At 35.4% G+C, this 23,047-nt stretch carries 17 protein-coding genes; 8 read left to right on the top strand and 9 right to left on the bottom strand.

Going from position 1 to position 23,047, the window contains the following annotated elements; genetic code table 11:
- Positions 1 to 35: 35 nt before the first annotated feature.
- Positions 36 to 533: a hypothetical protein gene (locus tag O4O04_RS00605; protein WP_272531639.1), complete on the top strand. Its 498-nt coding sequence runs from the start codon at positions 36 to 38 to the stop codon at positions 531 to 533.
- Here the strand turns inward: O4O04_RS00605 and O4O04_RS00600 are convergent.
- The 9 genes from O4O04_RS00600 to O4O04_RS00560 form a co-directional block, all read right to left on the bottom strand.
- Entirely contained in the window at positions 517 to 2,466 is a 1,950-nt protein-coding gene (locus tag O4O04_RS00600; RefSeq protein ID WP_272531638.1) for a 7TM-DISM domain-containing protein, read from the bottom strand. The two genes, O4O04_RS00605 and O4O04_RS00600, sit on opposite strands and share 17 nt — an antisense overlap.
- Positions 2,463 to 3,110 (bottom strand): response regulator transcription factor, encoded by a 648-nt coding sequence (locus O4O04_RS00595; protein WP_272531637.1) that lies wholly within the window; start codon positions 3,108 to 3,110, stop codon positions 2,463 to 2,465. The genes O4O04_RS00600 and O4O04_RS00595 overlap by 4 nt, the downstream gene beginning before the upstream one ends.
- A 19-nt stretch (positions 3,111 to 3,129) precedes the next feature.
- On the bottom strand, positions 3,130 to 4,713 hold the full coding sequence (locus O4O04_RS00590) for an Lcl domain-containing protein (protein ID WP_272531635.1): 1,584 nt from the start codon (positions 4,711 to 4,713) through the stop codon (positions 3,130 to 3,132).
- Positions 4,701 to 5,630: a hypothetical protein gene (locus tag O4O04_RS00585; RefSeq protein WP_272531634.1), complete on the bottom strand. Its 930-nt coding sequence runs from the start codon at positions 5,628 to 5,630 to the stop codon at positions 4,701 to 4,703. Before O4O04_RS00585 ends, O4O04_RS00590 begins: the two co-directional genes overlap by 13 nt.
- A 76-nt stretch (positions 5,631 to 5,706) precedes the next feature.
- Positions 5,707 to 8,889 carry an adenylate/guanylate cyclase domain-containing protein gene (locus O4O04_RS00580; protein WP_272531632.1) on the bottom strand — a complete coding sequence of 1,061 codons (3,183 nt, stop codon included), beginning with the start codon at positions 8,887 to 8,889 and terminating at the stop codon, positions 5,707 to 5,709.
- A gap of 206 nt (positions 8,890 to 9,095) precedes the next feature.
- Positions 9,096 to 13,361 carry an adenylate/guanylate cyclase domain-containing protein gene (locus O4O04_RS00575; protein ID WP_272531631.1) on the bottom strand — a complete coding sequence of 1,422 codons (4,266 nt, stop codon included), beginning with the start codon at positions 13,359 to 13,361 and terminating at the stop codon, positions 9,096 to 9,098.
- A gap of 55 nt (positions 13,362 to 13,416) precedes the next feature.
- Complete coding sequence (locus tag O4O04_RS00570) at positions 13,417 to 15,387, bottom strand: adenylate/guanylate cyclase domain-containing protein (RefSeq protein ID WP_272531630.1); 1,971 nt, start codon at positions 15,385 to 15,387, stop codon at positions 13,417 to 13,419.
- A gap of 2 nt (positions 15,388 to 15,389) precedes the next feature.
- On the bottom strand, positions 15,390 to 15,797 hold the full coding sequence (locus O4O04_RS00565) for a pyridoxamine 5'-phosphate oxidase family protein (protein ID WP_272531629.1): 408 nt from the start codon (positions 15,795 to 15,797) through the stop codon (positions 15,390 to 15,392).
- The gene (locus O4O04_RS00560) at positions 15,794 to 16,231 is read right to left on the bottom strand and encodes a hypothetical protein (protein ID WP_272531628.1); all 438 of its coding nucleotides are present in this window, start codon (positions 16,229 to 16,231) and stop codon (positions 15,794 to 15,796) included. The genes O4O04_RS00565 and O4O04_RS00560 overlap by 4 nt, the downstream gene beginning before the upstream one ends.
- Before the next feature lie 208 nt (positions 16,232 to 16,439).
- On the opposite strand from O4O04_RS00560, the gene O4O04_RS00555 reads away from it, so the two are divergent.
- The 7 genes from O4O04_RS00555 to O4O04_RS00525 all read left to right on the top strand — a co-directional run bounded on the left by O4O04_RS00555 (position 16,440) and on the right by O4O04_RS00525 (position 23,000).
- Positions 16,440 to 16,691, top strand: coding sequence for an AbrB/MazE/SpoVT family DNA-binding domain-containing protein (locus O4O04_RS00555; RefSeq protein WP_272531627.1), 252 nt, complete (start codon positions 16,440 to 16,442; stop codon positions 16,689 to 16,691).
- On the top strand, positions 16,688 to 17,119 hold the full coding sequence (locus O4O04_RS00550) for a type II toxin-antitoxin system VapC family toxin (protein ID WP_272531626.1): 432 nt from the start codon (positions 16,688 to 16,690) through the stop codon (positions 17,117 to 17,119). Before O4O04_RS00555 ends, O4O04_RS00550 begins: the two co-directional genes overlap by 4 nt.
- 183 nt (positions 17,120 to 17,302) lie before the next feature.
- The gene (locus O4O04_RS00545; RefSeq protein ID WP_272531625.1) at positions 17,303 to 18,172 is read left to right on the top strand and encodes a class I SAM-dependent methyltransferase; all 870 of its coding nucleotides are present in this window, start codon (positions 17,303 to 17,305) and stop codon (positions 18,170 to 18,172) included.
- 2 nt (positions 18,173 to 18,174) lie between these two features.
- On the top strand, positions 18,175 to 19,398 hold the full coding sequence (locus tag O4O04_RS00540; protein WP_272531624.1) for an oxygenase MpaB family protein: 1,224 nt from the start codon (positions 18,175 to 18,177) through the stop codon (positions 19,396 to 19,398).
- Complete coding sequence (locus O4O04_RS00535) at positions 19,391 to 20,884, top strand: cyclic nucleotide-binding domain-containing protein (protein ID WP_272531623.1); 1,494 nt, start codon at positions 19,391 to 19,393, stop codon at positions 20,882 to 20,884. The genes O4O04_RS00540 and O4O04_RS00535 overlap by 8 nt, the downstream gene beginning before the upstream one ends.
- Before the next feature lie 2 nt (positions 20,885 to 20,886).
- Positions 20,887 to 22,065, top strand: coding sequence for an FAD-dependent monooxygenase (locus O4O04_RS00530; protein ID WP_272531621.1), 1,179 nt, complete (start codon positions 20,887 to 20,889; stop codon positions 22,063 to 22,065).
- Between the two features lie 362 nt (positions 22,066 to 22,427).
- Complete coding sequence (locus O4O04_RS00525; RefSeq protein ID WP_272531619.1) at positions 22,428 to 23,000, top strand: Crp/Fnr family transcriptional regulator; 573 nt, start codon at positions 22,428 to 22,430, stop codon at positions 22,998 to 23,000.
- Positions 23,001 to 23,047 lie beyond the last annotated feature (47 nt).

Raw genomic sequence — 23,047 nt, 5'->3', positions numbered from 1 at the left:
AAATTGAATTCATTTTTATAGGTTAACAAAAATCAATGAACAAAGACGAAAGATTAAAACTCCTCAACAATATAAACAAAGGGAAACAAAATCGCTATGGTGAAATTGAGTATGAACTTTCTGAAAATGATCGAATCAATGGTTTGAGAAATATTCTTCTGAGCAGTTTTGAAATTTCATTTGATAGTCAGCAAGCTCAAATCCTCTCTTCAATTATTTATTGGAACTTATGTTCGACAGTTACGATACGAGACGCAACACTTCGTCTCGTTGATGAATATTATAAAATAGATGCAGTGAGAAATGGATTTCTTGAATGTCTAAAAAACAAATACACTCTGCATTCACGGATAAATAGAATTGAATCTTATTTAGTGGATTTCACAAAACTGAATCTTTCCATCCAAAAAATAATCCCAGATATAATTCCTTTAATCGAATCCTATCAGAAAGAAAATGAATGGGAGCAATATAAAGAAAAAATTCAAAGAATCTTGAACAATTATAAAATCGAAATCAATTTGGAATACTAGGGGTCACAGGAATTGAAATATTTAAAATGTATTTGTCCTTATCAACAACCGCATGCAATGTTCCTTCCATCTTTTCTACCCGCGCTAATCCTGCTTTTGGAATCAATTCCATCTCATGATGTAAAGACTTTATTTGATTTTTCTGTTGAATATATAAGCAAGCATTCTTATAATCAATATCCCAATAGGATTCACCAATCCCATACTTAAGATCATTTGTGCAAATTTCTGTAAAAAGATAGAATAAATTTATTAGCATATCTTTCTGATTATTGTAAATTTTATCTTGAAAATCTTTCTCAAGCAAAATATCCGGAAGATTGAAATCCACCTCACGACCTGCATCTGAATATCTCCTAAGTATGGTGAGATTCAACCCAGCGAAAAGATTTTCATAGGCTACATTGAGGTCTTCAATATATAACAATTGATTGCGAAATGATTGAATTATCGAAGTTGTTTTGTTAAATAGATTATTTAAAACTATCTTATCATATTTTTCCGTGTTCGTATTGATATTTCTTTCCAAGAATACATGGATATCAGTTAATTCGCCACCCAGACTATCGTGCATGAGAATCTGTAATTCTTCTCTTTGCTTGGTCAAAGCCCTTTGATTTTCTTGGGTTAACTGCAATTTTAACTGAGTACGATTTTCCAATGCAATCGTAAAGAAACGGCTCAGTGCCAGAGCTTGGAATAAAATATATATCAAAAATCCAGAAATGAGATATGCCCCACTATCAATTCCAAAATAATTAAGAATAAGAGCCAAAAAACAAAATACGCTTAAACCTAAGACTCCGATTGCCATAAGAAAGAATGATTTTCTCTCTGTGATTTTAAAGAATATCAAATAGCTAGACTGAACTAGATATAAAGGTAGAAATATCAAAACATAATAAAAATTAACCAAAGACAATAGCCTTTCATTGATGAGTCCAAGTGCAAAAGCAACGATTGCGCCAATCCAATGTATAATAAAAAAATAGGATTTGATTGATCTTGGAAATAAACTATTCAAAAAATAAACGACAGCAAGCATTGAAATGATATTCAAACAATGCAGGAATAAAGCCTGGGTACTCCAAGGTATCTCATCAAAGAATATTCCGTATAACTTCATATTATGAAATGGCAATCTTAAAAGAAATGATAAACAGACTATAGAAAAAAATAAGAATGGTTTGTTATCCTTATTTAAAAAATAAATAAAAAGATGATAGAGCATAGAACCTAAGATAAGTCCAAAAACTATAACATCCAAAATTATATTTTTAACGATATGATTTTTGATTGACTTTTCTGATCCGATGAGTAGCTTCCCTCTTGGTCCGCCTTGATAAAAATGTGAATTTGCCACGTGAAGAATGATTTCCAATTCATGAGACGGAACAGTAAAATAAACTTCTGTATTCTTTCGGCTAGACTGAATTAGATCCAATTGTTCGGAAACTTTTCCTTTATGCGCAAGTTCAACTCCATTTACCCAGATCCTTGAAGCGCTAAAGAGATGCGGATAAAAAATTCCTAATTGCATTCCAGACTTAGGAATTCTAAGAATTGTTCGATAGGTAGCATACCCAAAAGCGGGAAGTCCTGCGTTGTTTAATTTTGATTTTGTCCAAGGTCTAAATTCGTTAAGTAATAAATCTGGAGATTTTTGCTGGAATTTGTTCTTTGCAGGAATCTCATAATCAGAATCACTCTTAAGCTTTGTTGGTTGCAATAACTCCATCCAGTAAAATTCCCAAGGTCCATCAATTGAATAGATTTCTGAATTTTTAAAGACTGATAAATCAATATGATATCTTGTATGATCATTTTTGCCAAGGCTATCACTTTCCGTGGAAAGCTCAGAAGTTTTAGATGATGAACAATAGACTAAGAACAAAAATAAGAAAGAGCTTATAAGTAAAGCTAGCTTTTTCATAGAAGAGAAAGTTTCTGAGCTTTTAAAGTCAATTCCACTCGATTGTGAACACTCAATTTTTTATAGATTGATTTGACATAACCGTTCACAGTATGTTCGCTCAATAATAAAAATTGAGAAATTGATGCAATTTTTTTTCCTTTTACGAGAAGTTGGAGTATTTGTGTTTCTCGATCAGTCAATCCTTGAGATTCATTGGATTGAATTTTGCGAAAGCTTGAAAAAACTCTTAGAGCTATCGTTGGAGTTATTGTTGCACCACCTTCTTGAACGACTTCGACAATTTCGCGAATTCTTCCGATATCAGATTTCAGAATATAACCTAATGCACCATTCTTTATGGAATCAAATATCATTTCATCAGAATTCATATTGGTAAGCATAATGACTTTGGTTTTTGAAGATTTTTCAGTTAATTTACCAACGAGTTCAATACCACTCATACCTGGAAGCATGATGTCAAGGAAGAGAATGTCTAAATCTAGATTGTCTAAATCCATCAAAAACTGCTCTGAAGAAGTCCAAGATTGAATATTCCGAATATTGGAAAGTTTTTCCAATCTCTCATTTAGTTCAGTCAAAAAATAATCGTCATTTTCAACGATTCCAATTTTCAAGTTATCTTTAGTCGTCGTTTCATTCATAATAATTCTTCAATTCACCTCAAGGACTAGATACGCAACGAACAGCATTCACAGTTGTCTTAGATTCTGTCTCCACTGCTCCTGTTGTTCCCCAGACTTTATATGATAAAGTATTTCCTACCGAAAAAGTTGAGGCAGTCCATTGAAAGAAATTGTACTGACCTCCACCACTACCCATCGGGAAAAAAGTTCTGTAAGGCTTACCAGCAAATCCACTGGCATTCAATTCTCCTGCATAATCAATTATAGATTGAAGCTCGTTCAATCTCGGCAATCTCCAATTTGTTCTGCCTCCATATCCGCCATCAGGAGTCGTATTAGCTAAGTTACATGCTCGCCAAGCAGTATTAGAAGATGAATTCGATCCACCTACAAAATCACCGTAACTTCCCGTACTCGTTCCTCCATTACAATCATTTGTGTTGGAATTACAATAAGAATAGTTTCCAATTGCAGTATCCACACACCATGTTCCTGTCCTTGGGACACCAGGAACATTGCTTAGTATACAACGCATCCAAATTAAACCTGTATTGTTATCTGATATAGTTCCATTCTGATTGTTAGTAAAGCTTGGAGAAAAAGTACCAGGCGCAACGGAAATTCCACTTCTAATTGAATATCTTCGAACGGATCCATTGAACGCTTCTATTTCCAAAATTAGGTTGATATTTAAATTGTATAGAGATTCGCCATTCTTATGCGGGTTTCCATTGATTCTTGCTAATTTTCCTTTATGAGAAATAATAATGGGAATTGAAGAAATATCTTGATTGCTTGGAAAAATGAAATAAATAATATCTCCGATTGTAGTTCCTTTATTCCCATTAATTAAGACTTGTTCAATATTATTAGAATCTTCACTACTCAGATTTACTGATATAGTGTAATCTTGCGTTGATCCGTCGGAAGCAACAATCCTATACGCTTGTGAATTGTTAAAATTTTTTCTTGTTTCACGAGGGATTTGTTCTTCTCCTTGAATTCCTCCACTAACGGCATAAACCTTTGCGCCAGAATGAGAGAAAGTCGGAGCTAAATTGGATAAATCAGTTCCAAACGGTACATTTAAAAAAACAGTATTCGTGGAAATAATTCCCCGAACATCGAGTTCGTCAAATTGAAAGTTTAACAATTCCTTTGAATCAGCAAGTCCTTCACTAACTTGAATTTCATAATTCTTATTTGATTCATCTCGTGCGATGACATTTAGATATATCTTTGTTGTAAAATCCAATGAAGTAAGTTCGGGATTGAAATCAATTCCTTCATACTGAATCGAACGACCGTCATGAAATAAATTCGTCTTTAAATTTGTTAATCCTGTTTGAAACGGGACAGTGATGTTGATTTTTGTACCGTTAATTATTCCATAGGATTTAGTTTCCGGGATAAACAGAAACTTTATTTCCTTGGTGTTTGGAATTGTAACTATAAATGGATAGAGTTGCAATAAAAGTCCTAATGGATTATCCGGATCAAGATCTTCTTTTCCAATGGTATTTTGGCAATTGGTAAAAAAGATAGATACTATTAATATTTTTATAATAAATAGATTTCTAAATTGCAATATAGTATATTCTCGTATTTTTAAAATGTCCATCTATACTCAACCTTGGATTCTCTCACTATTGACTGACTGAATGGTTCTCTAATTTGGGAATAATCAAAAAAGAAACCAGACAAATCTTGACCATCTAACTCATCAGCATAGTTGGGTTTAGATGTAAAATAATTATGTGCAACTTGAATCATATAAATTCCTAAAACGGATATCATCGTATTTCTCTGATTTATTTGTGCTCTACTGATTCCTTGTGAGCTACTTTCCACTCTTTGAATAGCATAAATATAGTGAACAAGACTAGTATCCCTTCTAAAATTAGGATTTATTAAGATCGCTGTTGTTGAAACTTCATTGACGGTCGATTGATAATTGGATTCAGCTCTGTTAACTTCCATCGAACCGTGAACTGTTGCACCGAGTGAAAGCATAAATGCGCTACTAAAAAAATAACCCCAGTTATCATTTTTATTGTAAAAATGCCCCCACCCTGGTAGAACCAAAGATCTAAATATTGAATTTTCATGAATTATTTGCTTTTCTTCGACCTCAATTTCTGCGAGTATATTCTTTGCACTTTCAATTTCTATATCTTTGTATGTCGTCGAAGGCTCAGGAATTTTTTGAACTGTTTTTTCAGATTTTGATGACTGAGGAAATTCTTTGCGAACTTTTATGAGAATTTTTTTTAATTTATCTTCGTCTTTGATATCTTGGACTAATATTTTAGCTATATTGTCTTTTGGGATTTTTTTGGAACCATTGCTAGAATTCAGATAAACATGATCACTATCTTGCTTATAGACAATTCCATAGATTATGTTTAAATCTTTCATGAATAAAGTATGAGAAAACAGATTTGAATTAAAGAAAAATAATATTATGAAAATAATTGAATAATATGTCTGTTCTTTTAATAATTTCCGAGCTTGAGCCGGAGAATAATTTATTGCCATAACTTAATTTCATGATCCAGCGAGCAAATTGTCAAAATTAATAATTCATTTCTATCCCCCTAAATAGGGGGTTTTCTCAATGTGAATGAATTGCAATATGCCCATTGGAATTTTCAGAATTGGAACGTAGCTTACCATTGGGAACAAGTCCATCTGAATCAACTGAATACTCAGGTTTTATGCGAAGAAGAAAATACATATCTACTTCGCCCTTGCCTTTGGCTTGAATCTTACCTCTATACTCACATTCAAAAAAATCTTTTACTAGTTCATAAGTCGCACCGGAAATATTGATTCTTCCTGGATCTCCCGAAGACTCCATGCGACTCGCTGTATTCACAGTATCTCCCCAGATATCATAGGCAAACTTATTTGTTCCTATAACACCTGCTGTAACAGAGCCAGTATGAATTCCAATACGTAGTTCCCAAAAAGGTAGATTCAATGCTTTCTTTATCTCCCCCATCTGTAGCATAAAAGAACGAAATTCTAATGCAGCGAGACAAACTTCTATCGGATGAGAATGATTAGGAACGGGCAATCCACCGGCACACATATATGCATCACCGATGGTTTTCAATTTTTCAAGATTGTTGTGCTTACAGATTTCATCAAATTGACTGAAGCAGCCATCTAGCTCTCTCACTAAATCTTCAGGTGAAAGGCTTTCTGCAATTTTAGTAAAACCAACAAAATCTGTAAAAAGCACAGTAGCCGATTCAATGAGTTGGGGTTTGACAGAAAGTTCCGATTTTAATTCTTCAGCTATAGACTTTGGAAGAATGTTTTCAAGTAAATTATCAGATCGTTCCTTTTCTTGTTCAACTTGTTTATAAAGTTTTGAACTATAAATTATTCCAGCTAATTGCTCACCTAAGATAGATAAGTATGTAATCTCTTCTTTCGTTAAACTGATTTTACCAACGTTGTACAAATCAAGAAATCCTATTGGATGATTCTGCAAAGTCAAAGGAATTACAACCAATGATTCAAATTTCAGTAGTTGATAGAGTATTTGCTCTTCTTGGGACAGTGCCGATGCTCTAATCCTTTGGGCAAAAATTGGTTTCTTATAATTGAATGCCAGAGCATGAGTACCTTGATCTTGATTGAGTTTGATTATTGTATTTTTTATAATTTCTTTTTCTTGATGTGTTACAAATTCAGGTATTTCAGAATGTGCGTGAAGCAAGTTATCTCCGGAAGCACCTATAATAGACAATCCGTAATAGTGAAAATTATAATTTTTCTTAATATATTCTGAGACCTTAATCATTATAGTATTCAGGTCTAGATCTTCATTTAAACTCTTGATCAACTGATTCAAACTTTCTGTAAATCTTTTTTGCTTTTCCGATATCTGCTTGGACTTTAATGCGGATTCCCTTTCCCTTTTAACTTGCTCAATTAAATTATTATTATCTATTGATCCAGCAACCTGTGAGCAAATATATGAAATTTTTCTAACATCAGATTTTCGTATTCGCATTTCCTGAGTAAAATTAGTAAAATTCAATATCCCAATACACTCATTATTCCTAATCAAAGGAATAATTATAAAAGAATTCATTCCTACAGAATCCAAAATTTCCCTATTAAATTTATGATCAAAATTCGGAATTTTTTTTAAGAAAAAAGGCTTCTGTGACTTATATACCTGATAGATGAATCCACTTTCTTCGTTTAAGGGAATGATACGATCTTTCAAAAATTCACTGACTTTTGGATCAAGTGTATGAAATGAGAAAAAGTTTATCGTTCTGAGATATTCTTTACTCTCATTGGTCAAAGCAAGCCATGAGCCAGCAATTTCATAATTTGAATACATATAGTTTGTCAATTCAGATAGAATATCATCAAGATTGTTAAGTGAATTGATTCGATTCGTAAATTCACTCATTTTGAAAATTTCAGATTTTGCGTTCTCTAAATCTATAGTTCTTTTCTCAACTTTGAGTTCCAAATTATCCGAGAGTTCTTCGCTGCTATTGAAAGCATCCGCTATTCTATGCGCAAGCGCTGCGGCTTGGGCAAAGATAAAAAAGAATAATCCGATAGGAATTAAATTCCCAATTCCAATATAAAAATTATAGAATAATAAATCATTGATCGCTGTGCAAAAGTAAATAATAAATCCGAGCATGATCAATCTTGATCCTTTTCTTTTTTTGATTACAGCCCTGATGAGAATATTCATTATGTACAACATTCCCAGAATTGTAAGAATTTGAAAATAGAACAATGATTCTGTAAAAATGGAAACTGGCGACAATATCACCAAACCAATGAATGCGATAGGAATATAAACGAAAAATCTGCGTGCGATCGTTGTGAGTTCTTGAGGGAATAATCCATATAAAAACATTACAAATGGAGTAACAAGTGCGTAGTACCCAATATATTCTAGTTTTAAATTTATAACAAAAGGCATCCAAGGAAAAGCCTCGATAAACAGACGTTCTCCAGTCATCATCAGCCGAAGTGCCATAACCATACACAAAAGCCCAAACCACAAAGCAGATTTATCTTTTCGTCTATAAAAGAATAAGGAAAAATGGTACAACGAAATTATTAGAAGCACACCAAGTAAAAATATTTCGATCAGTCTATTATATTCTCGCTTGGAAAGAATTCTCCCAAGAGTATCGATTTCTAAAGCTGTCTGAAATCCTCCGTTGCGATGAATATGATTGGAGATCAGCATTGAAATAAATAATTCTGCGTTAGGTGATATTTTTCCATACTGAGGGAGATACTCAGCTTTTTCCTCTGTATATGAATCTCCGATGATTCCATTTTTTGCAACCAATGAATCGTTCATGAACAATTCATAAGCAGATCCTTGGCCATCTGTAATTTTGAATCCAAGTTCTGGAGAATTCTCAGGCATCAAGACTTTTAAAGTATAAGTCGCATGCCCTTCTCCTGAGAGTATTTCATCATCAGAAATTTTGTAATCGTTCCATTTTCCTGGAACATTTATATATCGTTTTGATCCATTATCATTTAGATCACTGATTGGATTTCGAAATTCATTCCAATAAAAATTCCATTCACCCTTGAGTTCAATATTTCCATCTCGCTCAAAATCCCAATCTCTAAGATCTAGAACTCCCTTTTCAGCAAAAGGAATAACTTTAACAGTGTTATAAGTTTTTAGTTGATTATCTTCAGAATGGATTACTGAGCCATCAAAAAAAAATAAAGATATATAAATTACTATATAAAATAAAGGAAAATATGTTAATTTATTTTTCATTTAATTAAAACCCTATTACTCATTAGATAATTATCGAATAGCGTAATTCACAACCTTAATCACGGAAGGTTTCCTGTTCCGCGATGCACAGGATAACTCGCATTTGCTCTAACAATTTACAAAATGTCTATTAGAGTCCAAATCTACGGCTCTTGGATTGAGTTGCATATTTGTTTTTGACGGAGACCACCCCCTAAACAGGTGGTTTATGCGGCGGCTGTCCGTGCCATTTCAAACATTGCATTGGGTAAAAGCCCATCCACATCAGCTGAGAATTCTTCTTTGATTCTATGGACAAAATACATATCAAGCTCACCCTTACCCTTGGCCTTTACCTTACCACGATATTCACAATCAAACATATCTTTAATGATCTCATAAGTATCACTTGAAATGTTCACCTTGCCGGGTTCGCCGGAAGATTCCATACGACTAGCTATATTTACCGTGTCTCCCCAGATGTCATAGGCAAATTTATTATTTCCAATTACTCCAGCAGTTACCGGCCCCGTGTGAATTCCGATGCGGATCTGCCAAAAGGGAAATCCCAAATGCTCTTTTACTTCAGCCATCTGCTGCATAAATGCTCTAAATTCCAAAGCCGCAAGAACAGTATCAATTGCATGGTGTTCGCTGGGAATGGGCAAACCTCCAGCACACATATAAGCATCGCCTATGGTTTTCAATTTTTCTAGATTGTTTCGACTTACAACTTCATCAAATTGTGAAAAGCATCCATCCAATTCTTGGATGAGTTCAGCTGGACTCATTGTTGATGCGGCAGTTGTGAATCCTACAAAATCCGTAAATAGAACAGATACAGATTCGTATAATACTGGTTCAACGCTTCCATTTTCTTTTAACTCTTTGGCAATGGATTTCGGTAGAACATTCTCCAACAAATGATCCGACTCTTCTCGAGCGACCTCCGCTTCTTCCTTGGCAACAACGGCTTCTTCTCTGGCAATTTGTGTGGACTGGAGAAGAGTTACCACTTTTACAGCTCCAGCGATCTGGCTGCATAAACGTTCAATCGATGTGAGATCTTTATTTGTGAGCTTTTTTTCGGAGTCTGCAATCATAATCGCAACAGTTTGGTCTTGAACAACGAGCGGCACCTGGAGGATGGAACTCGGTTTCAATGTATTTACAATTTCGAGATCTTTACTTTCTAAATATTTGGGAATTTTTTTGAGATAAAAAGATTTTTGTCTTTTGTAAGTGGACGCGAGAGTTCCAGAGTCTTGCTTCAAGTTGATGCGAAAGGTATTCAGCCATTTTTGCAATACCTCTGGATCTTCCGTTCCACGTCCATCTACAGGTTCAAGTGTGTAATTGTTAGTATCTACAATGAAAAGAGCCTGTTTTTTTATTGCATAATGTCTCTCTAGATGATCAAAAAAAGTTGAGCAGAGATTCTTAAGATTGATTGTTTCATTTGCTTGTCTTGCAAGTTCAGCTAGAATTTCCGTTTCTTGTTGAGCGGATTCTGCTTCTTCTTGAAGCCTTTTTGCTGTATTTCTTTCTTTTTCCACAGCAGACAATAACATTTTACTTTGAATGGCTCCACCAATTTGGCCAACAATTTGTTGAATTCTATTTCTATCGGATTTCGACAAATTCAAATCTCCAAAAGCTGAAAGTGCAATAACACCTATCACTGTGTTACCTTTTGAAATCGGAACTACAAGAACCCAATCTAAATTGAAATATTGCTGGATCACTCTATCAACTGTGGACGTTTCAATTAATTCTTTAGGTATTTTGGGAAAATAGACCTGTCTATTCTTCGAATGACATCTATACATACTACCGCTTTCTTTAATGAGGGGAACGATGCGCACGCTTTCAGGAATTTCTTCAAAGCTTACTATCCGACCATCTCTTGTTGATGCCGTAAATATCAAATTCTTAGCGTCCTCATCGCAGAGATAAAATCCAATATTGTGTTTGCCAATAAGATCTTCTAAATAGGAAGATATGGTCGATAGAATTTGATTGAAACCAACGCCTTCTACCACTTCTTTGGAAAGCTTTGCCAGTATTTCATTATTATCTCGTTCTTTTTCCGATTGTCTTTGTTCGAGTCTTACTTGCTCAACCAATTGCAAGTTCTGTACAGCTCCCGCGATAAGGTCAGCACATTTTTCTATAAAGGGCAGATTGTTTCTGGGAATCGAATCAGTTTTATTACCTGAAACCGAGAGCAGTCCCGTACATCTTCCTTTCAGCATGAGAGGGACGATCATAAACCAATCATATTTCCAGATTTCGTACAATTTTCTATCTATTTCTGAATGTTCTAATGCCTTTTGGTTAACACGAGGGGAATGAAAAGTTTTCCCACGCTGAAAGATCTGAGCATGAATTCCTCCTTTGAGTGGATCGGAAGATATTTTTTGAATAAAATCGGAATAATTCTGAATTGAATCCAATTCTCCATTATTGAATCCTCCCTTTAACTCAAGTAAGCTTGCATCATCATTGGCTGTATAGAGTGCTAAATTTATTTTTCCAAGTCGTGCATTTAAAGTAAAAGCTACTGGTTCAAGAAGCTCTTCAATGGATGCTCCTCGGTTGGTTTCGCGGGCAAGAATCGCCAAGGTTTCACTATCATCTTTTTGTTTGTGGATTGTCTGAATCAATCTTGCACTTTGGATGGATCCTGCAATCTGCGAGACCACGCTTTCTAGTTCGCTCAATTTATTCTTGTTAACCCTTTCTCCCGGATCAATGACCATCACACCGAGAACTTCGTTGTCAAGAACAACCGGAATTTCTATTATCACTTTTGGTTTAAAGTATTCGATTACCTTTTGATCCATTCCATAGAAAGCATCTTTTGTTCTGGCTAGAACAATTTGTACAGTTTTCTTCTTCTGAATCGTTCTATAGATTGTTCCGAGTTCTGGATTGATTTTTGCACTGAGTTCTTTAAAAAACTTTTGGTCTTCCTCTTTAGCCTCACCGATTATACCGCCATGTGTTATAACTTCATTTTTTTCAGCATCTACTAGAGCAAGAAACATTCGATTCATACCAAGTTCACTCATCATATAAGCCGAAGTAAGATGAACGATGGAATCAATTTCTTTTGTAGTATTGATTTTTCTTGTTAGATCATTGAGTGCATGAAGAGTCGCCGTTCTGTCTGCGACTGTTTGCTCTAAATGATCTCTCAGTTCTTCCAAGCGATTGTAAGTCTGAGAGTGGAACAAGGCAAGAATAAACGACTGAGCCAAAATGAATGCCAAGAAACCAAAAGGAGCAACATAACTTGAATCCAATGCAAACGCAGAAACAAAAAGATCATGAATCACAGTAAAAGCAAGAATCAAGAAAGACAAAAACATGGAACTGCCGCCAAGTTCCTTTTTCCAAAACGCTTGGACTATTACCATAAAACAATAAATAACCGATAGTCCAGCAAAGCCTTGAGCATAAGGAAGAGTATCCAAGAATATGGGGAAAGGTAGAAAAAATACAGAAACAAATAAGGCAATGGATGGAAGAACAATTACTTTTCTAAAAAGAGGGAAATTTTTCTTGGGAAAAACAGATGAAATAAATAAAGGGAATAGAAATATTCCTGCATAAAAAGATCCATATTCCAATCGAGTCGAAACTCCCCATGATAAACTAGGAATTAATTTCGGAATCAATCTTTCAGTAGCTTGTGCTAACCATATACCGATGGAGATTGCAAATGTTCCAAAATAAAAAGGGGCTAAATCCGATCTTCTCGCAAAATAATATCCGATATGATATAATCCGATAATTGTGAGGGCGCCAAATAAAAATGTTACTAAAACATAAGAAAAAAATCCGTCTTGCTCGATGCGCTCTTTATTAGCCAAAAGAATAGGAAAACGAATTCCAGCATTGGAAATGAGTTCATTAGAAACATGAATAAGAAGTTCGTTTTTATTACTTTCAACAATCGGTAACTCGAGAATACGAGTTACAGGAGAATTTATGTATGGGCTACCCGGCTCATCGACACTTCCTTCTTCTGCAAGAAATTTCCCATTCCAATAAAGTCGGTATGCAGAAAGAACTGTTGGCATTTGAATTGCGATTTTAGAATTGAGTTTCTCTTCCTCGGGAAAATCTATCAGCAATCGATAAGTTGCCTTGTAATTGCTTGGGAATTTAGAGTATTTCTCTTTAGGTATCGTCCACGTTCCAGGTACACCCATGTATTCCCAATTAACTTTATCCATGGATTGGCGTGTGTCCTTTGCAGAATCGGGGCCTAAGAACTCACCCGGATAAAAACTCCAATCTCCTCGTAAAGATATTGGTTTGCTATGTGCGAAATCGTGATTCCGTAAATCTAAGTATCCATCTACAACGATTGATTCTTTTTCTTTGGCTTGGGAGCAGGATAGGATTGCAAGGCAAGCAAATATGATCACAGAAAGAATGATAGAAGATAAGATATGCTTGAATAATTTACGGTTAGGTTGCATTTTGAATGATCTTTCTATTTTGCAGAAGTTGTAGGAGAATAAATATGTATATTGATCACAATTGTTTTATCGCTTGAAAGAATTCTTCATTCGGAACTAGTCCATCCTTGTCTGCTGAGAATTCTGACTTAATTCTTTCCAAAAAATACATATCTACTTCACCCTTACCTTTAGCTTGAATCTTTCCTCTATGATCACAGAGAAATAAGTTTTTGACTAAATTAAAAGTTGTTCCAGAAATATTCACCTTGCCTGGTTCCCCAGAAGATTCCATTCGGCTTGCAGTGTTCACAGTGTCTCCCCAGATATCATAAGTGAATTTATTGGTTCCAATTACACCGGCAGTTACGGGTCCAGTGTGAATTCCAATTCGAAGCTCCCAAAATGGAAGACCGAGGGCTTTTTTGATATCACCCATTTGATTCATAAATGATCTGAACTCAAGTGCCGCCAAACAAGCATCTATCGGATGAGTTTGATTCGAGATTGGGAGTCCGCCAGCACACATATAAGCATCTCCGATCGTTTTCAATTTTTCTAGATTGTTACGTTTGGAGATCTCGTCGAATTGCGAAAAGCATCCATCCAATTCCTTGATGAGATCTTCAGGCGAAAGCTTCTCAGATATCTCTGTAAATCCTACAAAATCAGTAAATATTACAGAAGATGATGTTATATATTGCGGTTTTACTTGATTGGTTTCTTTTAGTTCAGTGGCAATCGAATGCGGAAGAATATTCAATAATAGATGGTCTGCTTTTGCTTTTTCTTGTTCTACTTCAGAGAATAATTTAGAATTCATTACAATCCCAGCAAGATTCTCACCTAATATAGATATTTGGTCAATGTCAGATTGAGATAAATTCATTTTATCTTCCGAATTGCTAAGATTTAGAACTCCAACATTGGTATTATTAACAATCAATGGTACAAAAAGAACGTTAAATATTTGAGAATTTTCAATTATATAAATTTCTTCTTTTGTAAGAAATTTCCTCCATTTTTTATTTTCTGCATTTTTAATTAAGAAGGGTTTGCGAAGATGCAGTACATGACGTTGTGCTCCATGTTCAAGCGTGATTGGGTATTTCATGCTGGCGATTTTGTTAGACGTGTAAGGAGAGATAAATTCAGGAAGCTTTGAAGCTAAAGTATCCAAAGATTTTCCATCTTCAGAGATTCCCAATATGGAAAAGTATTGGATTTTGTATCTCTGGTTCAAAAATCGAAAAACCTTTTCCATAATTGAATCCAAGTTTATATCTTCATTCAAACTCTTAACCAATCGATTGAGTGCTTGAATTTCTTGTTTTTGCTTTTCGGTTTCTTTAGTTTGTTCTTCTAATTTTTTGGTTCGATCATGAACTTTTTCTTCTAAATTATTTTTTAGATCTTCAATCTCTCGGTAAGCTCTTGCATTGCTAATAGCTGAACCAATTTGGTTACCAACTATCATTAATATCTGTTCGTCGATAGAATCAAAAGCGTTAAACTCTTCACTTTCAATTGCGTAAACACCGATCAAGTTATCCTTCACTACGAGTGGAATCGCAAGTTGACTCCCAACATTCTGTAAACCAGGAAGTGGAATGGATACTTGATCCAAATTCATATTCTTTTGGACAGATTGAACATAAACCTTGCGATACCCCATGCCACTGGAACGCATCAACTTTCTTCGTTTTGCAACAACACCAATCACACCCTGCCCAATCGGGACGGTTGCTCCAATTCCTTGTCCACAATAACCGTGACTCGCTGATACAGTTAAAATACTCTTTTCTGAATCATTCAATAGAATCAAGGAATGTGAGAACCCAAAGTATTCATCCAAGCTCTGCATCGCAACTTGGAAGATACGATCTAAGTCCAAGCTTGTAATGATCTCATTAGAAAGAATTTGAATCACAGAGAATTCCAAATTCTTTCTTTTCAACTCTCCGTTCAGTACATCGATTTTTTCTTGAACAGCAATAATCTCTTCTTTATTTTCCTTAGCACTTCCCAGAGATTCGAGATTGTTCATTTTCAGTGAATCTGGGCCTCTTCCCCTTTACGAACGGAAATCACATCGAACACATATGCGGCTTCCAAATGGAAAATATCTTCCATTCCGCACATTGAAGCAATCGCTTCCAATTGCATATCCATCTGATCGAAGAGGTCTCCGCTTGTTTCCTTATGTGAAAAGCTAACATCTAAAAACCATGGAGTACCGTCTCCTGGTTCCACTACTTGTATATGAGCTTTAGGATTCTCTTGTAGATTCTGACTCGTCTTGGAAAAAAATTGATGAGAAATTGCAACTTGTTCTTCGTTAACATAGAATACTTGCGATATAAATCCCACATTGGGAATTCCATCTTTACTACATGTTGCCATTGTTGAGGGAATCACTCCATTGAGAGCGGATTGAATTTCTTTTGGTAATTTCATATTAGCTTTTCTCCTGTTCCTTTTTTTGGAGTCTGTTCGAATACATCTTGAACTTCCATTGTTATACAAACCGATGGATCAACAATATAGCGCTTCCAACCATCTGCTAAATCTGGGCCGAAAAAATTCCCCATAAGTTCCTTTATTTTATCTTGAAAATGATTGATCTGAGCTATCTCAGCTGAACTGGAAGGACGAGCTTCCAGAAATCTTCCCTTTACTTGTCTGGCAAAAAAATTCGTCATATCGGCAAGTGTCAGTGCAACCATAGGATTCTCTTTCAAATCTTGCATGGGACGCTTGGACATAACCTCAGGAATATGGATTTGAATTTTTGAATCGCCGATTTCTGGGTTTGCAAGGAAGCATCTTGTATAAAACGGTTCGTTTTTTCCGTTAGCGGTGCCTAGAGCAAATATTGTATTTGCTTTCATCAATTCTACAATTTCTTGACTAATCATGTCTGAAATTTATATGTTTTGAGATTGTCGAGTCAAATGAATATTCATGCATTCAACCCCCAAAACAGGGGGTTTTTAAAACTAGAGTTTTATCGATTGTTTTTGATTTTTCCGATGAATTTTTAAGAAAAATTTTTGATTCTCCATTGACGAATGGTAATTTCCATTCTAAAATGGTAGAATGATTGCGTCAATTGATAAATCTGGAAGAATGGTGATCCCGAAAGAATTGAGAGATGAACTCGAATTGATACCAGACACTGAGCTTGAAATCATTCGTGACGGAATGGATATTCGAATTCGCAAGAGGATATTGCCTTCTCTCCAAGTTGAAAATAAAAACGGATTTATGATTCTTAATTTTGACGGAGAACTGGATATACAATCGGTTTTAAAAGAAGTTCGCAGTGATCGGATCGAAACTTTTTTATGAAGACTGTCTTTTTGGATACTTCCATTTTTGTTGCAGCCTTTTGGAAAAAGCATCCGCATTTCGAAGAAAGTTTTCAACTTTTGTCCCAATCTAAAAATCTGAATATGATCACTTCCCAGCATGCAATTGTTGAATACTATTCGGTCATGACTCGCATTCCGGTTCCTTCCAAGGTTGAGCCAACTCTTATTTTTACCATGATCCAAGAAAATATTCTGCCATATATAGAAGTACAAAGTTTAAATACTAAAGAATCCCTTGCCTTCGTAAAGCAGGCATCTATATTGCAAGTCCAAGGTGGGAATATTCATGATTTTTATCATTATAGTGTAGCTCTAAAAAGCAAAGCATCAATTCTATATACTCTGAATCCAAAGGACTTTGCTAAGTTTCCAGAAGGGATTGATATAAAAAAGCCAGCTGCGTAATGCAGACATCAGATTATATGCAATGAGTTTTATTAAAAATTCCCACCCCTTAAACAGGGGGTTTTTATTATTTATACAAAATGAAATATATTATTGATAGATAATTTTTCTTAGAATAATGAATTTTAAATACATACAATATATATTATATCCTTGGCTTTAAATCTTTAGCATTTTTAATTGATGTTTATGTATTTCGCTCAATCTGAAATTATAGCTTACTACGATAGCTGTGAAATAGATTATAGACTGGTTTGGAATTTGAAACAAAGTCAAGCTTTGCATTTTGGATTCTGGGAATCAGATGTAGCAAATCTTAGCGCTGCGCTCGTGAGACAAAATCAATGGCTAGCCTACCGTGCGAGCATAGAAAAAGGTTCATCAATTTTGGATGCTGGTTGCGGTGTGGGCGGTAGTAGCATATATCTTGCCAATGCTTTTAGATGCCGTGTAACAGGAATTTCACTATCCAAAAATCAAATCGAAACAGCAACCGCGAATGCCATGCAGGCAAATGTATCTGACTTAGTAGATTTTAAAGTATGTGATTATAAAGATACTGGTCTAGAATCCGAAAGTTTTGATGTCATCTGGGCGATCGAAAGTGTATGCCATGTACCGAATAAACATGATTTTATAAATGAAGCATGGCGCCTATTAAAGCCAGGTGGTAAATTAATTGTTGCGGATGGATTCTATAGATGTCCAGAGTCTCTTTTCAGCTTAAGTGAACTTAATCTAATGCGTTCATGGCTACATCCGTGGGCAGTTCCAAGTCTAGTAACGCCTAGCGAGTTCTTCGAATCCCTTAAAGAAAGAGGTTTTCACGAAAATAAAATTCAAGCGATAGATACTACCGATCTAATCCTGCCTTCATCCAGAATACTCAATCGTCAAGCTTTAATTAGTTGGATTCCTGGACATTTCATGCATTGGTTGAAGATAAGAAATCGCACACAACATTTGAACTTAGTAGCTGCGAGAAGACAATGGCAAGCATTACAACAAAAACTTTGGCTCTATTATGTGTTCATAGCGGAGAAAAGTAAATAAATTTGAACAGATCGATACATTCTTTCATGCACACAGGAAGTTCGAAACAATTTTCTGAAAATAGTAATGAGAATTTGCTGGTAGATAGAATACGGATCGAATTTTGGAAATCCGATCCATTAGCAGATGAAGTGACAAATGACTTCGCGAATATGGCTCCTGGTAAAGGCAGTGCTATGTTGAACCAAGCATTAGAAAACGGAATCCATTCAATATCAATGCCCCCAGAATCATTGGTGAATTTCTTCGCTCAATTGGATACCATTCCGATATGGCTTGATCGAGAGGAAATAAATTATGGAGCCGCAACTTTTATGCGAGCTGGTGGTCTTGGAGCTGCAGCTTTATTATGCCATTCCTTGCCTACCGGATACCTCGATCCAGAAGGAAGCAGGCCTCTACTTTTTTCCGGGCGGCTTGTTCAACGTGCACCTCGCAGACTAATGGAAACCGCGAGATATGTATACGAATGCATCAAACCAGGCGGAATGGAAAGATTTGGGAATGGTTTCAAAATTTGTGTTAGAGTGAGGCTAATGCATGCCCAGGTTCGACGTCTTCTCCTAAAATCCAATCGATGGGATTCTCAGGCTTGGGGAATTCCGATTAACCAATGGCATTTACTAGGTACCAATGTATTGTTTTCAATGACGGTTGTTGATGCATTACGGAACTGGGGAATGTTGATTAACAGAAAAGAAGAAGAATCGATTTATGCATTCTGGCGATATAACGGATACCTAATCGGAATAGATACAGACATTCTATGTGCGACTCGAGCTGAATATCGTCGCATGATTGATGTAATTGAAAAAATTCGATTACCAGCGACATCTGATTCACTACTTCTGACTGAGGCATTGCTCCAAGCTGGTGCGATTATGGTGAAGAATATAGTCGGTTTACCATTTTTAAACGTAACCAAATCAATATTAGCTGGACTAAGCAGAAATTTACTGGGACGCAAACGTGCCGATGAATTAGGATTATCAAGAAATTTCTGGCGATTCTTACCTTGGCTTATGCGCCCTTTCGTTTTCTGTTTTGAAATTATTCGAATACTTATGCCCGGTGGGAAACGATTGGCGATCCTTGTCGGTGAACGACTCTGGGAACGTGCATTAGAGATTGGACTCCATGGACGCGACGCAACATTTGCAATACCTCAAACTCTCCAAAATATAGACCCACGGAAAAATGCAGTGAAGGAAGGCAGCAATGCGTAAAACTTTTGAGTTACTAACAGAACAAGATTGGAAAAATTTACTTTCTCATGCGACAGTGCTAAGTTTTAAAAATAATGCATTGATAATTGAAGAAAAGTCAGAACTTTCGATGCTCTATATTATACTGACTGGATATGTTCGTATATTAGGAGGAAATGAAAATCACAAATTGACTTTTGATAGATTGGGACCAAACGAAGTTTTCGGTGAAATGAGCTTTCTAGAGAACGCACCCGCAAGCGCATCGGTTATCGCGGAAGAAAATGTCACCGTACAGCAAATAGATGCAACTCACCTCAATTCATTAATTGCGTCCGATCCTGGCTTCTCATCTCGTTTCTACAACTCTTTAGCTATTACTCTGTCCGAACGCTTGAGAGATATACAAGCCAACCAAAAGGAGTTGAACATAAATGATATTGCTCAGGTGAATAGATTCCATGCTACAAGACTAGGACATATTACGCATAGACAGATTCCTCCAGAACTAAGAGACGCAATTCATAAATTCAATTCCAAAATTTTAGAACTCGACGAATACTTGAATAAAGGTGGAACTATTGAATCAGTTGAGACCACAGTACATACATTATGTGATAATATACTAGAATTACTTGAGATTTACACTCAAGCGGAATCTCTCGTCAAAATAGGTTTCGACGACCTATTAGCATTTCGAGATACTGAGCAACTTGATATCGGAATTGGTGCGTATATATTTCGAGAGACATTTGCACGCTTTATGTTAAGCGAAACTATGGCCTACTGTTATATGAAACCAAGAGGCTTTACAGATGATTTCAAAGTTAACGAATTGATTTATGCCAATCAACCATGGGGCGATGGTCAATTGGGACCATTGATCGATAAGTGGTTTCTCGGTAGGAATTTTTGCACTAGTCGAAGAGAAGATCGCAGCTTCATGACTGAAATAATTTTAGATACTTGCATACAGGACAAATCGAACACATCCATTCTGAGCCTAGCTTCAGGATCTGGCTATGAACTTATAAGTGCATTAAACGAAACTTCGAGTCAAAAATTGAATATCACGATGATAGATATTGATCAAGAAGCCTTAACCCATGCTCAAGAAATTCTCAATAGAAAAATGAACAACAATCATTCATTCGCTTTTATCAATCAAAATATTATAGGCGTTTTAGAAGGTCGAGTTCAATTTCGAATATCAGACCAAGATCTAATCTATGCTATAGGATTCTGCGATTATCTATTGGATGAACAAGTTGTTGAACTATTGGATTGGATCTTCGTTCACTTAAAAAAAGGAGGAAAAGCCGTAATCAATGTTACATCACCAACGCACCAAGATCGAAAACTTCTAACTCATATTCTTGAATGGTCAATCATTTATCGCAGTAAGGAAGAGCTAGAAGATTTGATATCTCGATCAATTTTTGCAAAGTCGAAAGAACTTAAAACCAATACACTGGGAATAACTACTTTCGCAATCCTAGAAAAATAGAAATGCTCAACCAGAATTTAAATTTTCATAATTCAAAAGATACTATTGAAGAATCTGTTGATGTACTGATCGTAGGTGCAGGTCCCGCAGGTTTGTCACTTGCTTTACATTTAATTCAAAAATCTCTAGATTGGGTTCCTAGAATCATCATTATTGAAAAAAGAATACATCCACGTAAAAAACTTTGTGGTGGTGCGCTCAGCATTCCTGCCATGGAAGTATTGGAAAATTTACAAATTGAACCTCCTAATGATATTTTCTCTGTCAATGAGATTCGAGTTCGTTATGGAAATATTGGATATAGCTTAAAAGGCAAACCCGTACTAAAAATTGTGAATCGCGCATCCTTTGATCATTTTCTCTTAGAAAATATTCGAGCCAAAGGTGTAAAGATCCTAGAAGATACAACATTTCTCTCCGCCAAAATGAACTCTAACGGATATAATGTGGAAACGAGTCGAGGACGGATTGACTGTCGAACTCTTGTTGGAGCAGATGGTTCTTCCAGTTTAGTTCGAAAATCCATAGGATTAAAGTACGATAATACAGTCTGCAGATTACTTGAAGTCCTTACACCTTGTCGCAAAGAAGATGAATATCTTTTTGATCAGAAGTTTGTAGATTTGGATTTTAGATCCATGCGATCAGGTATGCAAGGCTATTACTGGGACTTTCCATCCATTGTCAACGGGCAAAGAATGATCAATCGAGGAATATTTGACAGTCGGACCAACACTTCTCGAGTGAAAGCTGATCTAAAAAATATTCTTCAAGATTCTTTACTTAAGCGAGGCATTCATTTGGAAAATTGCGATCTCCAAGGACATCCGTTGCATAGCTGGGAGAACAAAATACCCATATCCAGAGAAAACGCCCTGTTAATTGGAGACGCCGCTGGAGGAGATCCGTTGTTTGGTGAAGGAATTAGTTTTGCACTTGGATATGGACAATCAGCTGCTACGGTGATCGAAAAAGCATTTATGATGAAAATTTTTACTTTCGATGATTATTCAAAAACTCTATTAAGAAATAATTTATTTCGACATTTAAAATTCCGTTCGACTATTTCGAAAATCGCATATTCAATTGAGTCAAACATGATATTAAAATTCGGCTGGATTCTTGTATCTATAATATTCAAGATTTTTCGATTCGACAATCCTTTTTACATCAAGAAATAAAACAAATTTTTATCGTACTGCATATTTATCTAAAGAATCCAATATACTCAATATTGCAGAAGTGCAGAAAGATTTAGAAAAAGTTAATAGAGACCGTTCCTTTGTTTCCAAAGTTGAAAGTAAAATCTGGCATAGTTCTATAATTGCACTGAATCAATGTTTTAAGTTCATTTAAGGTGGGTATGCGCCAATTGTTTCTGCCATAAGTGCCAGATCCGGAATTGACTAGTGAGTTCGTTTCTAATATATAGGTCGGCTCTAGGCAATGTCATGCTTGGAGTCTGCATTGACTTAGGATAAAATTTAAGTGCTGTATTCTTCTTTTCAATAATATATTTAAATTTAATCTCGTAAAAGAATCTATGTTAGAAAAATACTTAGCAAAATTTGGATTTGAAGAAGTGCAACTCAAATCCATTTTGCAATCCTTTCACAAAACAAAATACCTGAAAAATGAAGGCTTTTTTAAAAATAATGAAAGTTTTTATAAAATTGGAATCATCGAATCTGGTTTGTTCAAAATGATCTATAAGTCAAATAGAAAAAATCTGATCAAAGATTTTTGTATAGAAGGAGATACGATTGGAGTGTATTCTTCCATTCTTACCAATCTACCACCTCGATTCGATATAGTTGCTTCTGAAGAATCACAAGTTTGGGTTTCTGATTTTACTGAACTGAAGAAAAAATTTGCAGGCTACCTTCCCTTTATAATCCTACAGAAAAATCTCGCCGAGTCATTGTATATAAAAAAAGAAAAAAGGGAAGCAGATCTAATTCTACTCAGCGCTGAAACACGATACAAAGAATTCTTAAATGAGAAAGGCAATCTGTCATCGAGACTCAAAGATCACGAAATTGCATCTTATTTAGGAATTACGAATGTAGGCCTAAGTAGAATTAAAGCAAGAATTTTCCCACAAAAGAATGAGTAATCAAAATCTAACTAACTAACTATTTATTTATTTATTTATTAAGTAAG

The organism is Leptospira sp. GIMC2001 (genome assembly GCF_028462125.1).
In the GTDB taxonomy this organism is placed as follows: domain Bacteria; phylum Spirochaetota; class Leptospiria; order Leptospirales; family Leptospiraceae.
The sequence above is the reverse complement of the archived record's forward strand: the minus strand, read 5'-3'. Positions and strand labels throughout refer to the sequence as shown.

Bases quoted from the DNA above. Each gene is read 5' to 3' on its own strand.
- O4O04_RS00605 (WP_272531639.1), top strand. From the start codon at position 36: ATGAACAAAGACGAAAGATTAAAACTCCTCAACAATATAAACAAAGGG.
- O4O04_RS00600 (WP_272531638.1), bottom strand. From the start codon at position 2,466: ATGAAAAAGCTAGCTTTACTTATAAGCTCTTTCTTATTTTTGTTCTTA.
- O4O04_RS00595 (WP_272531637.1), bottom strand. From the start codon at position 3,110: ATGAATGAAACGACGACTAAAGATAACTTGAAAATTGGAATCGTTGAA.
- O4O04_RS00590 (WP_272531635.1), bottom strand. From the start codon at position 4,713: ATGGACATTTTAAAAATACGAGAATATACTATATTGCAATTTAGAAAT.
- O4O04_RS00585 (WP_272531634.1), bottom strand. From the start codon at position 5,630: ATGGCAATAAATTATTCTCCGGCTCAAGCTCGGAAATTATTAAAAGAA.
- O4O04_RS00580 (WP_272531632.1), bottom strand. From the start codon at position 8,889: ATGAAAAATAAATTAACATATTTTCCTTTATTTTATATAGTAATTTAT.
- O4O04_RS00575 (WP_272531631.1), bottom strand. From the start codon at position 13,361: ATGCAACCTAACCGTAAATTATTCAAGCATATCTTATCTTCTATCATT.
- O4O04_RS00570 (WP_272531630.1), bottom strand. From the start codon at position 15,387: ATGAACAATCTCGAATCTCTGGGAAGTGCTAAGGAAAATAAAGAAGAG.
- O4O04_RS00565 (WP_272531629.1), bottom strand. From the start codon at position 15,797: ATGAAATTACCAAAAGAAATTCAATCCGCTCTCAATGGAGTGATTCCC.
- O4O04_RS00560 (WP_272531628.1), bottom strand. From the start codon at position 16,231: ATGAAAGCAAATACAATATTTGCTCTAGGCACCGCTAACGGAAAAAAC.
- O4O04_RS00555 (WP_272531627.1), top strand. From the start codon at position 16,440: ATGATTGCGTCAATTGATAAATCTGGAAGAATGGTGATCCCGAAAGAA.
- O4O04_RS00550 (WP_272531626.1), top strand. From the start codon at position 16,688: ATGAAGACTGTCTTTTTGGATACTTCCATTTTTGTTGCAGCCTTTTGG.
- O4O04_RS00545 (WP_272531625.1), top strand. From the start codon at position 17,303: ATGTTTATGTATTTCGCTCAATCTGAAATTATAGCTTACTACGATAGC.
- O4O04_RS00535 (WP_272531623.1), top strand. From the start codon at position 19,391: ATGCGTAAAACTTTTGAGTTACTAACAGAACAAGATTGGAAAAATTTA.
- O4O04_RS00530 (WP_272531621.1), top strand. From the start codon at position 20,887: ATGCTCAACCAGAATTTAAATTTTCATAATTCAAAAGATACTATTGAA.
- O4O04_RS00525 (WP_272531619.1), top strand. From the start codon at position 22,428: ATGTTAGAAAAATACTTAGCAAAATTTGGATTTGAAGAAGTGCAACTC.